The 12,080-nt window shown below is 74.4% G+C and carries 11 protein-coding genes; 8 read left to right on the top strand and 3 right to left on the bottom strand.

Going from position 1 to position 12,080, the window contains the following annotated elements:
• Positions 1-16 precede the first annotated feature (16 nt).
• On the bottom strand, positions 17-1,666 hold the full coding sequence (locus tag F9B16_RS51765; protein ID WP_225992484.1) for a hypothetical protein: 1,650 nt from the start codon (positions 1,664-1,666) through the stop codon (positions 17-19).
• 310 nt (positions 1,667-1,976) lie between these two features.
• On the opposite strand from F9B16_RS51765, the gene F9B16_RS53230 reads away from it, so the two are divergent.
• From F9B16_RS53230 to F9B16_RS44125, 8 genes are all read left to right on the top strand, one after another.
• Complete coding sequence (locus F9B16_RS53230) at positions 1,977-3,605, top strand: gamma-glutamyltransferase family protein (RefSeq protein WP_151546243.1); 1,629 nt, start codon at positions 1,977-1,979, stop codon at positions 3,603-3,605.
• Positions 3,598-4,047, top strand: a complete 450-nt coding sequence (locus F9B16_RS44155) for a RidA family protein (protein WP_225992483.1) — start codon at positions 3,598-3,600, stop codon at positions 4,045-4,047. The genes F9B16_RS53230 and F9B16_RS44155 overlap by 8 nt, the downstream gene beginning before the upstream one ends.
• Entirely contained in the window at positions 4,044-5,483 is a 1,440-nt protein-coding gene (locus F9B16_RS44150) for an aldehyde dehydrogenase family protein (protein ID WP_225992482.1), read from the top strand. Before F9B16_RS44155 ends, F9B16_RS44150 begins: the two co-directional genes overlap by 4 nt.
• Before the next feature lie 50 nt (positions 5,484-5,533).
• A complete protein-coding gene (locus F9B16_RS44145) occupies positions 5,534-6,247 on the top strand; it encodes a TenA family transcriptional regulator (protein WP_151546241.1) in 714 nt (237 codons plus the stop codon).
• A gap of 65 nt (positions 6,248-6,312) precedes the next feature.
• Positions 6,313-6,675, top strand: coding sequence for a Rieske (2Fe-2S) protein (locus F9B16_RS44140; protein ID WP_151546240.1), 363 nt, complete (start codon positions 6,313-6,315; stop codon positions 6,673-6,675).
• A complete protein-coding gene (locus F9B16_RS44135; protein WP_151546239.1) occupies positions 6,672-7,889 on the top strand; it encodes an NAD(P)/FAD-dependent oxidoreductase in 1,218 nt (405 codons plus the stop codon). Before F9B16_RS44140 ends, F9B16_RS44135 begins: the two co-directional genes overlap by 4 nt.
• A gap of 27 nt (positions 7,890-7,916) precedes the next feature.
• A complete protein-coding gene (locus tag F9B16_RS44130; RefSeq protein ID WP_151546238.1) occupies positions 7,917-8,276 on the top strand; it encodes a Rieske (2Fe-2S) protein in 360 nt (119 codons plus the stop codon).
• Positions 8,273-9,643: an MFS transporter gene (locus tag F9B16_RS44125; protein WP_151546237.1), complete on the top strand. Its 1,371-nt coding sequence runs from the start codon at positions 8,273-8,275 to the stop codon at positions 9,641-9,643. Before F9B16_RS44130 ends, F9B16_RS44125 begins: the two co-directional genes overlap by 4 nt.
• Before the next feature lie 30 nt (positions 9,644-9,673).
• On the opposite strand, the gene F9B16_RS44120 is transcribed toward F9B16_RS44125, so the two are convergent.
• Together F9B16_RS44120 and F9B16_RS44115 are read right to left on the bottom strand one after the other, a co-directional pair.
• Complete coding sequence (locus tag F9B16_RS44120) at positions 9,674-10,573, bottom strand: hypothetical protein (RefSeq protein ID WP_151546236.1); 900 nt, start codon at positions 10,571-10,573, stop codon at positions 9,674-9,676.
• Between the two features lie 62 nt (positions 10,574-10,635).
• On the bottom strand, positions 10,636-12,080 hold a 1,445-nt coding region (locus F9B16_RS44115; protein ID WP_151546235.1), incomplete at its 5' end, for a PucR family transcriptional regulator.

Raw genomic sequence — 12,080 nt, 5'->3', positions numbered from 1 at the left:
CGGACGGGCGGGCGCGTCAGTAGATGATCAGGCCGGCCACGGTGGCGACCACGAGGCCCGCCACCACCGGCACGAACGAGCGCCGGACGAGGTCCATGACCGGCACCCGGGCGAACCCGGCGACCGCCAGCAGCGACGACCAGGCGATGAGCACGCCGCCGCCGGACCACACGCAGCCCATCTGGCCGATCGCGGCGAGCAGCGACGGGTCGACTCCGGACGTCGGGCCGAGCGTGCCGGCGAGCGAGCCGGTGAGCGGCAGCCCCGCGAAGCCCGACCCGTCCAGCCCGGTGATCATGCCGATGATCAGGACGCCGAAGCCCACGACGTAGCGGCTGTCGGGGATGGCGCCCTCGAGGTGCGTGACGGACTCGAACAGGAAGCCGGGCGCCTTCGCGCCGTCGCCGAGGCTCATGATCTTGCCGGCGAAGTCGGCGTTGCCGATGAAGAAGAACCCGGCGATCGGGATGACGACCCCCATCGCGCGGACCGCGAAGACGAGGCCGTCCACGATGTGGTCGGCGCAGGCCTGCAGCGCGTTGCCGGCGTCGCGGGCGACGGCGGCGGCGAGCAGCAGCGCGACGGTGACGCCGCCGACCAGGGCGGCGGCGTCGCCGCCGACGACCTCGGGGACCGCGTCGGTGAACTTGCCCAGCAGCATGTAGCCGACGAGCCCGACGAGCGCGAGCGGGATGATCGCCGCGAACGCCTTGGACCGCTTCGGGCAGTCGTCGCCGGGCTGGTCGCCGCCGTTGAGCGACCTCAGCGCGGCGGCGGCCATCGCGTCGCTCGGCTCGCCTCCGGAGCGTCCGGCGGCGCCGGACCGCGTCCCGCCGGACGCGCCGCCGCCGCCGGTGCGCGGCGCGGGCACGGTCACGGAGCCGGTCCCGGTCCCCGAGCCGGAGCCGGCTCCGGGGCCGGAGTCGAGGACGGCGACGGACGTCTCGCCCTCGGCGGTCGTCGCGGCTGCGGGCGCGGGCTGCAGGACGCGGCGGCGCAGCGGCAGGCCGGGGATCAGCGAGCGGCGCGTCGCCGGCGCGGCGGCCTCCGTCTCGCCGGCCTCCCAGCGTTCGAGGAGCAGCGCGTCCGGCTCGCGGTACTGCGAGCGGGTCATCAGGTAGCCGAGGAACAGGGCCACGCCGCCGGTGATCAGCGACAGCACCATCGCCTTGTCGGCGACGGCGTCGGTGCCGACGTTGGCGGCCTTGGCCGACAGCCCCGGCGCGACCTGGATGACGTAGTCGCTGGACAGCGCCATGCCCTGGCCCGCGACGGCGATGGCGAGCGCGGCGGCGATCGGGGGCAGCCCGGCGGCGATCGCGGCGGGCAGCAGGATCGCGCCCATCAGCGGCACCGCCGGCGTCGGCCAGAAGAACAGGCTGATCGCGTAGGTGACGAACGCCAGCACCCAGAACGCCGAGTGCCCCGACCGCATGACCAGCCGGAACGGCTCGACCATGCGGCGGTCGGCGCCGAGCGCGCGCAGCGCGCCGAGCAGCGCCGTGACGAGCGCGATGATGAGGAAGATGTTGAACAGCTCGGAGGCGGAGGTCAGGCTGGCATTGAAGATGGACTCCAGTCCCTTGACGAAGCTGCCGGTGAACGTCCAGGCGGTGAGGAACGTCGCCGCGATGGCGGGGATCACGACGTTCTTCCGGGCGATCATGACGGCGATGATGAGGACTATTCCGGACAGATAGACCCAGTGAGCGGCTCCCACGGGCGCGCCACCTCCCTGTCGGCGCCATCTGCGAGGCGATCGGCGCAACGGTTGCAGAGAATCTGGTCGATCCCTCCCCGGTGAGCAATGAGGAACGTGCACACGGCACAGGCAGTCATTTTGTGCACGATGTCGGACTCCTTGGCAAGCGATCAGCAGGACCCGTCCAGCCTGTGCAGGGTGCCCAAGGAAGGGTGCCGATCTTCGGCATTCGGCCCGTATCGGCGCGGTTCGCGGCCCGCCGAAACTGGGCGGCATGTCAGCAGAGAACGCAACGCCGGCGGGTTTCGGGAACCCCGGCCGCGGCCCCGCCGTCGCGTCGGGCGGCATGGTCGCCTCCAGCCATCCGGCGGTCAGCCTGGCCGGCGCGCGGGTCCTCGCCGAGGGCGGGAACGCGGTGGACGCGGCGCTCGCCATGGCCGCGCTGTCCTGGCTCGCGCTGCCCGGCCAGTGCGGCGTCGGCGGCGACGCGTTCGCGCTGCTGCGCCGCCCGGACGGGTCGGTCGCCGCGTTCAACGGCAGCGGCTTCGGCCCGGACGGCGGCGAGCCCGCCTTCTTCCGCGACCGCGGCCTCACCGCCGTCCCTCTGGAGGGCGCGCTCGCCGTCGCCGCCCCCGGCGCGGTCGGCGCGCTCGCCGCCCTGCACGCCGACTCCGCGTCCCGTGGCCTGCCCGAGCTGTGGGCGCCCGCCATCGACGCCGCCGAGAACGGCCTGCCCTGCACGCTCAAGACGCGCGCCGACATCGTCGAGCGCCGCGACGCCCTCGCCCGCGATGCCGGCACCGCCGGGACGTTCCTGCCGGGCGGCCGCGTCCCGTCCGCCGGTGAGCCGCTCTACCAGCGCGAACTCGCCGGGACCCTGCGCCGCCTCGCCGGCGACCCGAACGACCTGTACGCGGGCGGGCTCGCCGAGCGGTGCGTGGACGCGCTCGTCGCCGCCGGCGCCCCGTTCTCCGGCTACGAGTGGATGGCGAGCGGGCGCTCCGCCGCCGAGACGCCGCTGACCTGCACGTACCAGGGCGCGACCGTCCACCTCACGACGCCGCCGACGCCCGGCTGGATGGTCGCGCAGCAGGCCGGGCTCTGCGACGGCGTCCTCGCCGGGCTGCCGTGGCTGTCCGCCGAGGCCGTCCACCGGATGGCGTGCGCCGCCCGGCTCGCGTTCGCCGACCGGTTCGCCGGATGCGGCGCCGACAGCGACCACTGGCGCGGCCTGCTCACGGCCGACGCGATCGCCGCCGCCCGTGCCCGCCTCGACGCCGGGGAACTCCCGGGGCCTGCGCCCTCGCCGGTGCCGGCGGGCGGCGACACCACGTCGATGGTCGCGGTGGACGCCGAGGGCCGCGCCGTCAGCCTCATCCACTCGCTCGCCTTCACCTTCGGCGCCCGGATGACCGTCCCTGGCACCGGCATCGTGCTGAACAACCGGCTCGGGCGCGGCGCCTACCTCATCGACGGCCACCCCAACGAGGTCCGGCCGCGCCGCCGCCCGCTGCACACGCTGAACGCGTGGCTCGTCACCGATTCGGCCGGACGGTTGCTGCACGTCGGCAACACCCCGGGCGGCGACGGCCAGGTCCAGTGGAACGCCCAGCTGCTCTCGCACCTGCTCGACCACGGCCACGACCCGGCGACGGCCGTCGCCGCGCCCCGCTTCACCGTCCACCCCGGCAGCGACGCCGACGTCATCGGCAGCCCGCCGGAGCTGCGCGTCGAGTCCCGGCTCGGCGCCGCCCGCATCGAGGCGCTCCGCGCGTCGGGGCATGACGTCGCCGTCCAGGACGCGTGGGACGCGGGCGGCAGCGCGCAGATCGTCTCGGTCGCCGGCGACGCCCTGCTCGGCGCGTCCGACCCCCGCCAGGACGGGGTGGCCCTCGGTGTCTGAACCGAAAGCGGCGCCGCGTCCGCAGGGCGCCTACGTCACCGCCGTCGCCGAGCCGCTGCGCGCGGGCGACGTGTTGCTCGCCAGTGCCGGGATGACGCCGCGCGAGGACGGCCGCCTCGTCATGACCGGGCTCGTCGGGCGGGACCTCGACGTCGCGCAAGCCCGCGACGCCGCCGCGCTCGCCGCCCGCAACGCCGTCGCCGCCCTGGCCGCCGGGCACCCCGGACAGGTCCGGCGCTGGCTCCGGATGACCGTGTACGTGGCCTGCGCCGACGGGTTCACCGACCTGTCCGCCGTCGCCGACGGCGCCTCCGAGGTCCTGGACGGCCTCGGCCAGGCCCGCCCCGCGCGCAGCGCGATCGGCGTCCGGGCGCTGCCCGGCGGGGCCCCGGTGGAAATCGAGCTGACCGCGATCGCCGCACCGAACGTGGAGGACGAGTGACCGTGCACAAGGGCCTGAACCTCATCGGCGGGGAATGGGTTCCCGCATCCTCGGGCGTGACGTTCCGGCGCCATGACCCGGCCGATCTCGGCGAGGTCGTCGGGGAATTCCCCGAGTCGTCGGCGGCGGACGTGGAAAAGGCCGTCGAGGGCGCCGTGGAAGGCGCCGCGGAATGGGGCGCGGCGTCCGCGGAGAAACGCGCCGACGTCCTCGAGGCGGCCGCGCGCTGGCTGGAGGACCGGGCGGGCGACCTCGTCGGCGAGCTGGTGCGCGAGGAGGGCAAGACCCGCGCCGAGGCCGCGATGGAGATCTCCCGGACGCCCCGCAACCTGCGCTTCTACGCCGCCGAGGCGCACCGGATCGGCGGCGAGAGCTACCCGTCCGCCGACGGCGGCCTCGTCTACACGCGGCGCGACCCGGTCGGGGTGGTCGGGGCGATCACGCCGTGGAACTTCCCGCTGAACATCCCGTCCCGCAAGCTCGGGCCGGCGCTGGCGGCGGGCAACGCGGTGGTGTTCAAGCCGTCGCCGGTGACGCCGCTGCTGGCGCAGCGGCTCGTCGAGGCGCTGCTCGCGGGCGGGCTCCCGGCGAAGGCGATCGCGCTGGTACACGGCGGCGCGGAGGCCGGGGCCGCCGTCGCGGCGGACGAGCGGGTCGGCGCGGTGACGTTCACCGGCTCCACCCGCGCGGGACGCGCCGTCCACGCGGCCGTCGGCCCGTCGCGGCGCGCCCAGCTGGAGATGGGCGGCAAGAACCCGGTCGTCGTCATGGACGACGCCGACCTGGACCGCGCCGCGCAGATCATCGTCAAGGGCGCGTTCGGGCTGTCCGGCCAGGCGTGCACCGGCACCAGCCGGGTCATCGCGCACGACGCCGTCCACGACGAGCTGCTCGACCGGGTCGCGCGCGCCGCCGAGGCCCGCACCGTCGGGAACGGCCTGGACGACGGCGTCCACATGGGTCCGCTGGCCGCCGACTTCCAGATGGAGAAGTTCCTCGACTACGTCCGGATCGGCGAGGAGGAGGGCGCCAAGCTCGTCACCGGCGGGCGGCGCCTGCCCGGTGACGGCTACTTCGCCGCCCCGACCGTCTTCGCCGGCCTGACCCCGGACATGCGGATCACCCGCGAGGAGATCTTCGGGCCGGTGCTGGGGTTCCAGCGGGCGTCCGGCCTGGACGAGGCCGTCGAGCTGGCGAACGGCACCGACTACGGGCTGTCCGCCGGGATCGTCACCCGCGACCTCGACCGGGCGCTGGAGTTCGCCCGCCGCTCCGAGACCGGCCTGGTGAAGGTGAACCAGCCGACGTCCGGAATGGCGATGACCGTGCCGTTCGGCGGCCTCAAGGACTCCAGCACGCAGACCTACAAGGAGCAGGCCGGCCCCTCGATGATGCTCTTCTACCTGCGCGAGAAGAGCGTCTACATCACCCCCTGAAAAAGCCCCCCGATCAACGAGTCGCCGCACCACCGGAAGGGAGCAAGGAAATGGCAGAGCTGCTGTCCAAGGAAGAGTTCCGCGCCGAGCTGGAGAACGCCATCAAGGGACGCGAGGCGAAGAACGCCTCGTTCAGCCAGGCGTGGGCCAACGGTGAGCTGAAGCGGGAGCACTTCGCCCGCTGGGCGGAGAACCACTACCACTACGTCGGGCCGTTCGCCGACTACCTCGGCTACGTCTACGGCAACACGCCCGACGAGTTCACCGGCGCCAAGGACTTCACCCTGCAGAACATGTACGAGGAGGAGCTCGCCGACATCCGCCACACCGACCTGCTGATCCGGTTCGCCGAGGCGTGCGGCACCACCCGGGAGCGGGTCGAGAACCCCGACAACATGAACGCCATCACCCGCGGCCTGCAGGCCTGGTGCTACGCGGTCGCGATGCGCGAGCACTTCGTGGTCGCCACCGCCGCCCTCGTGGTCGGCCTGGAGTCGCAGGTGCCGGGCATCTACAAGAAGCAGATCGTGCCGCTGCGCGAGGTGTACGGGTTCACCGAGGACGAGATCGAGTTCTTCGACCTGCACATCACCTCCGACGTGGTGCACGGCGAGCGCGGCTACCAGATCGTCCTGGACCACGCCGACACGCCCGCGCTGCAGCAGCGCTGCCTGAAGCTGTGCCGGTGGGGCGCGGAGATGCGCTTCTCCTACACGCAGGGCCTCTACGACACCTACGTCAAGCCCGACCTCGTCAGCGCCTGATCCGATCCCGACCCGGCGGCGGGGGCGGATGCCCCCGCCGCCGCACCACACGCGAGGAGGAGCACGTGGACGAGCAGCCCGAGGAGGAGTGGGTGGAGGCGGCGTCGCTGGCGCAGCTGCGCAAGCGGAAGCGGCTCGGCGTGACCGTGGCCGGGCGGCCGGTCGCGCTGTTCCTGGTCGGCGACGACGTCTACGCGCTGGACGACGTGTGCGTCCACAAGCAGCGGTCCCTGTCGAAGGGGACGGTGCTGAACGGGCGGGTGATCTGCCCCGGCCACCAGTGGCTGATCGACCCGGCGACCGGGCGCGTCGAGGACCGGGACGAGTGCCAGCCGAGCCACGCCGTGCGGATCGCCGGCGACGCCGTGTACGTGGACCCGCGTCCGCGCGTCCTGGAAGAGGAGCCCGTGAAGGAGGGCGCACAATGATCGAGTCGGTCGTGGTGGCCGGGGCGGGGCAGACCGCCGCCGTCGCCGCCCGCACGCTGCGCCGCCGCGGCTTCGAGGGCCGCGTGACCCTGGTCGGCGCCGAACCGCACGTCCCGTACCAGCGCCCGCCGCTGTCGAAGGAGTACCTGGCGGGCGAGGACGACCGCGACGAGCTGTACCTGCTCACCCCCGACTGGTGCGAGTGCAACGGCGTGGAGCTGCGGCTCGGCGCCGCCGCGACCGCGATCCGGCCCGCCGAGCGGAGCCTGGAGCTGGCGGACGGCTCGTCGCTGCGGGCCGACGCGCTGCTGGTCGCGACCGGCGGGCGGCCGCGCCGGCTGCCGGGGATCGACGGCGACCGGGTCCGCTACCTGCGCACCATCGAGGACGCGGACCGGCTGCGCGCCGAGCTGCGGCCCGGCGCGCGGGTCGTGGTGATCGGCGCCGGGTTCGTCGGCTGCGAGGTCGCGTCCACCGCGATCGGCCTCGGCGCGCAGGTCACGCTGGTCGAGCAGGCGGCACGGCCGCTCGGGCACGTCCTCGGCGACCTGATGGGCGACGTCATGGCCGCGCTGCTGCGCACCAGCGGCGTCGACCTGCGCACCGGCGAGAAGGTCGAGGGCTACGCCGAGACCGCGTCGGGCGCGGTCGTCACGACCAGCGGCGGCGCGTCGCTGGAGGCGGACGTGGTCGTCGTCGGCGCCGGCATGGTGCCGAACGTCGAGGCCGTCACCGGTGCGGGCATCGACACCGCGGGCGGCATCCCCGTCGACGAGTACTGCCGGACGTCCGTCGACGGCGTCTACGCGGCCGGCGACGTCGCCCTGCAGTGGCGGCCCGAGCTGGGGCGCCGCGTCCGCGCCGAGCACTTCGACAACGCCAACGCGCAGGGGATGGCCGCCGCGAAGAACATCCTCGGCGGTAAGTCCGCGCACACCGCGCCGCCGTGGTTCTGGTCCGACCAGTTCGGCCGCAACCTCCAGCACGCCGGGCACTGCGACGGCGCGGACCGGATCGTCGTCCGCGGCCGCGTCGAGGACTTCGACTTCGTCGCCTTCTACCTCGCCGGCGGGGTGCTGCGCGGCGCGTTCACCGTCGACCGCGGCGGCGACCTCGCCGTGGCGCGGCAGCTCATCGGCGCCGGCGCCGCGCCCGACCCGGACGTCCTGCGCGACGAGGACGCCGACCTCACCGAACTGTTCGACGCGCTCTAGCCGTCACCGAGATCACAGGAGCGACCGATGGAATACCAGCCCGTGGCCCGCTCGGGCCAGGTGCCCGAGGGCGTCGTCCGCCGCTTCTTCGTGGGCGAGGCCGAGGTGGCCGTCGCCCGCTGGGACGGCGAGGTGCACGCCATGTCCAACTACTGCACCCACCTGGACTGCCTGCTGTCGTCCGGCCGCGCCACCGAGGACGGCCTGCTGTGCTCCTGCCACGGCAGCGTCTTCGACTTCGCCACCGGCGAGCCGATCACGCCGCCCGCGACCAAGGCGATCCGCGTGTACCCGGTGAAGGAGGAGGACGGGCAGATCCTCGTGCACGTCCCGCCGGAGGACGCCGCGGACGGCGGCCCGCGCCGCCGCAAGCTCGCCCGCGGATGACCGCGGTCGACCGGGGACGCGGCGCCCACGATCACCAGGAGGCGGGGCGCGGGTCGTGGGCGGCGCTCGTCCCGCTGCTGCTCGGCACGTTCACCGGCACGGTCGCCAACACCATCGTCAACGTCCCGCTGACCATGATCCTGCGGGACCTGGACGCGCCGATCTCCGCCGGGACCCTGGTCGTCGTCGCGTTCACGCTGACGTTCGCGGTGCTGCTGCCCGTCTCGGGATGGCTCGGCGACCGGATCGGCCCGCGCCGGGTGTTCGTCGCGGCCATGGTCGTGCTGGCGGTCGCGTCGGCGGGCGCCGGGATCGCCGGGACGCTGCCGCTCCTGGTCGCGATGCGCGCCGTGCAGGGCGTCGCGACCGCCGCGATGCTGCCCGCCGTCATGGCGCTCATCGCCGCGCGGTTCGACGGCGACCGGTGCGGCCGGGCGCTCGGCCTGTGGGCCGCCGCCAACGGCGTCGGGCAGGCCGCCGGGCCCACGCTCGGCGGCGGCCTCGCCACCTGGTTCGGCTGGCACGCGGTGTTCTGGCCGGTCGTGCCGGTGTGCCTGGCCGCCGCCGTCCTCGCGGTCCGGCTCGTCCCGCCGGGGCGGGCGCGGGCCGTCCCGCTCGACTGGCGCGGCGCCGCGCTGCTCACCCTCGCCGCCGCGTTCGGGCTCGGCGCCACGTCCGCCGCCGCGAGCCTCGGCGCCGCGTCGCCCGTCGTGTGGTGCGGCGCCCTCGCCGGGCTGCTCGCCGCGATCGGGTACGTCGCGACGTCGCGCGGGCGGCCCGACGCGTTCCTGCCGCCGCGCCTGCTGATCGAGACCCGCTACCTGCGGTCGTGCCTCAGCGTCCTCGCGCAGATGTTCTGCCTCGGCGCGACGCTGCTCGCCGTCCCCGTGTACCTGACCACGCAGCGGCACACCGCCACCCTCGTCGCGGGCGCCTACCTGCTGAGCCTGCCGCTGGTGATGTCGCTGCTCGGGCCCGTCACGGGCGTGCTGATGGAGCGGCTCGGCGCGCGGACGGTCCTGCGCGGCGGCCTCGCCGTCCTCATCGCGGGGCAGGCGCTCGTCGCCGCCGTCCTCGCCTGGTCCGGGACGATCCCGCTGCTGCTCGCCGCGCTGGCGCTCACCGGGGCGGGCGTCGCGTTCGTCCAGACCCCGGCCGCGACCGGCGCGACCCGCTCGGACGCGGGCCGGATCGGCGCCGGCCTCGGCCTGTTCAACCTGCTGCGCTTCGGCGGGTCCGCGGTCGGCGCCGCGTGGGTCGGCGCCGTCCTCGACCACGCCCCCGCGTTCGGCCTGATCTTCACCGCCTGCGCCGCCACGGCCGCCCTCGGCCTCCTCGCCTCCTTCGCCGGCCCCGACCCGAACTAGATCGTTGATGGGGGTTTTCGAGAGGTCGGGTTAGTGGTCGTAGGCGATCAGTGAGCGTTTGACCGGGGCGTTGATGAGCCAGTTGTGCCAGATCGCGGCGTTGAGGGCGCAGATGCGCTGGCACAGGCGGGTCCACAGGCCCTCGGTGGTGCGTGCGGCGTGGCGTTCCAGCCCGAGCTGGTTCTTCAGGGTCCAGATCACCGCCTCGATGCGCTGGCGCAGCCAGCCCGGGAACACCTTCACGGCGGGTTCGGGCTCGTCGTCGCGGACGGGGCGGACCAGGATATGGCCCAGGTCGGCGGCGGCCTTCTCTACGCCGGCCCCGGCGAATCCCTTGTCGCACACGATGGGGCACGGTCCCGGCGCGGCCTGCCGAACGTGCAGCAGGTGCACGGCCTGTTTGCGTTCGTCCAGTTCTTTGGGGTGGGCCAGGCTGAAGGCGCATACCGCACCCTCGGCGGTGGTGATCGGCATCAGCTTGGCGCCCCAGTAGAAGGCGTGGTGCGATTTGTCCATGCCGTAGCCGGCGATCTCGCCCAGTGCCGAGCGGTCCACGGTGGTGCGCGAGGCGCCGCAGCGCAGCGGGGTGCCGTCCATCAACCGCAGCCGGTCGTGCCAGGACGGGACGCAGCAGACCAGCCACATCGATGCGGCGAACAGGGCCGGGGCCGCATCGCGCAGGTGCCGGTTGTACTGCGCCTGGCCGGGCAGGCGCGGGAACAGGTGCCCGATCCTGCCGTGGGCACTTCGCAGCCACCGGCGCTCGGAATCACACCCGAGCAGCACCTGGGCGACGGCGACACAGACCAGCTCGGCATCGTTGAGCACCCGGTCGGGACCGCGTCTGCGGGGCCGGTCGACCGAGCGCAGGACATGGTCGTCCAGATGGACATACAGTGCGGTCAGAAGGGCGTCCAGGTTTGTCTTCACACACTGATCATGGGCGCCCTTCGCCATGCCCGAAGCCGGTTCAGCAAACCCCCATCAACGATCTAGCGGGGCGCGGCGGCGGGCGGGGCCATCTCGTCGGCGAGGGTGCCGGTGACCGTCGTCAGCGTGTCGATGTGCAGCGCCAGCCAGAACATGAACTGCGCGTCCGCCGACCGGATGTCCATCCGCAGTGCCCGCGACGCCCGGTCCAGCTTGTAGAGCATCGTGTTGCGGTGCATGCCCAGCTCGCGGGCCGCCGCGTTCAGGTTCCCGGACGTCCTGATGTACGCCAGGACGATCTGCTCCAGGTCGCCGCCGTTCGCGCGGCGCAGCGGCGCGAGCGTCTCCTGCGCGAACGACTTCGCCTCCGCGCTGCCCGCGACGTCCTTCAGCGCGGCGAACACCCGCAGGTCGTCGTAGCCGCAGACGGGTGCCGCCGACGTGTGCCAGGCGAGGCCCATCGCGAGCCGCGCCTCGTGGTAGCCGGCCGCGACGCCCGCCGCGCCGCCGCCCGGACGGCCGTGCGTCACCCGCAGGTCGTCGCCGAGCTGCGGCCGCAGCGCCCGGTGCAGCCGCTCGGCGAACCGGGCCGCCTCCGCCCGCTGCTTGAGCGGGTCCGGCCCGGCCGTCACCTGCCGGATCACCACGATCGTGGAGCCGATCGCGGCCGTCAGCGTGCAGCCCGCGGGCTCCAGCGTCTGCGCGGTGCGCGTCGCGGTGACCGTCCGGCGCAGGTAGTCGCGGCCGACCGGCAGTAGCGCCGCCGCCGACACCACGTGTACCGCGTAGTGGCCGTCCACGTCGAAGTCGTGGTGCCGAGCGCGCGCGCCCAGCTCGTGGGGGTCGGCGAACCGGCCGTGGACGAGGGCCTCGACGAAGTCGCCGCGGGCCCGCTCCTCCGCGGCCCGCACCGACCGCTGCCGCAGCATCTCCGACCCGATCAGCGTCGCGCCGTGCTCGGCGACGACGCGGTGCTGCGCGAGATCGTGCGGGTCCGGCGGGCACGCCGGCTCGACCATCACCAGCCGCCCGAACGGCTCGCCGCCGACCACGACCGGCGTGATCAGCGCGTTCAGCGTCACGCCGGGCGCGACGGCCAGCTCCGTCTCGGCGGCGTGCGCGTGGCCGTCCAGGACGGCGTCCGGAGCGCGCGGGGCGGGCGCCGGGAGCGCGGCCTGCACGGCGTCGGGGTCGGGGGCGGGGCCGTCCGGCGTCTCCGCCCACGCCAGCCGCTCGCCCTCCGCGTCGCAGATCAGCACCGAGCAGCGCGACAGCCCGACGATCGCGTGCGCCATCGCCGGGATGCCCGGCCCGTGCGCGAGGACCTCGGCGAGCGTGCGGTGCACCCGCGTCCCGTACTCCAGGATGTGCGCCGCCTGCGCGAGCGCCTTCTGCCCGACGAGCCGGCTCACCGCCCGGTAATCGGCCTCGGCGGGCAGCTCCAGCAGCGGAACGCCCGCCGCGTCGGCGGCCCGGACCGCGGCGGCGAGGCCCGCGCCGGCGAGGT

It is taken from the genome of Actinomadura montaniterrae (assembly GCF_008923365.1).
GTDB classification, from domain to species: domain Bacteria; phylum Actinomycetota; class Actinomycetes; order Streptosporangiales; family Streptosporangiaceae; genus Spirillospora; species Spirillospora montaniterrae.
The sequence above is the reverse complement of the archived record's forward strand: the minus strand, read 5'-3'. Positions and strand labels throughout refer to the sequence as shown.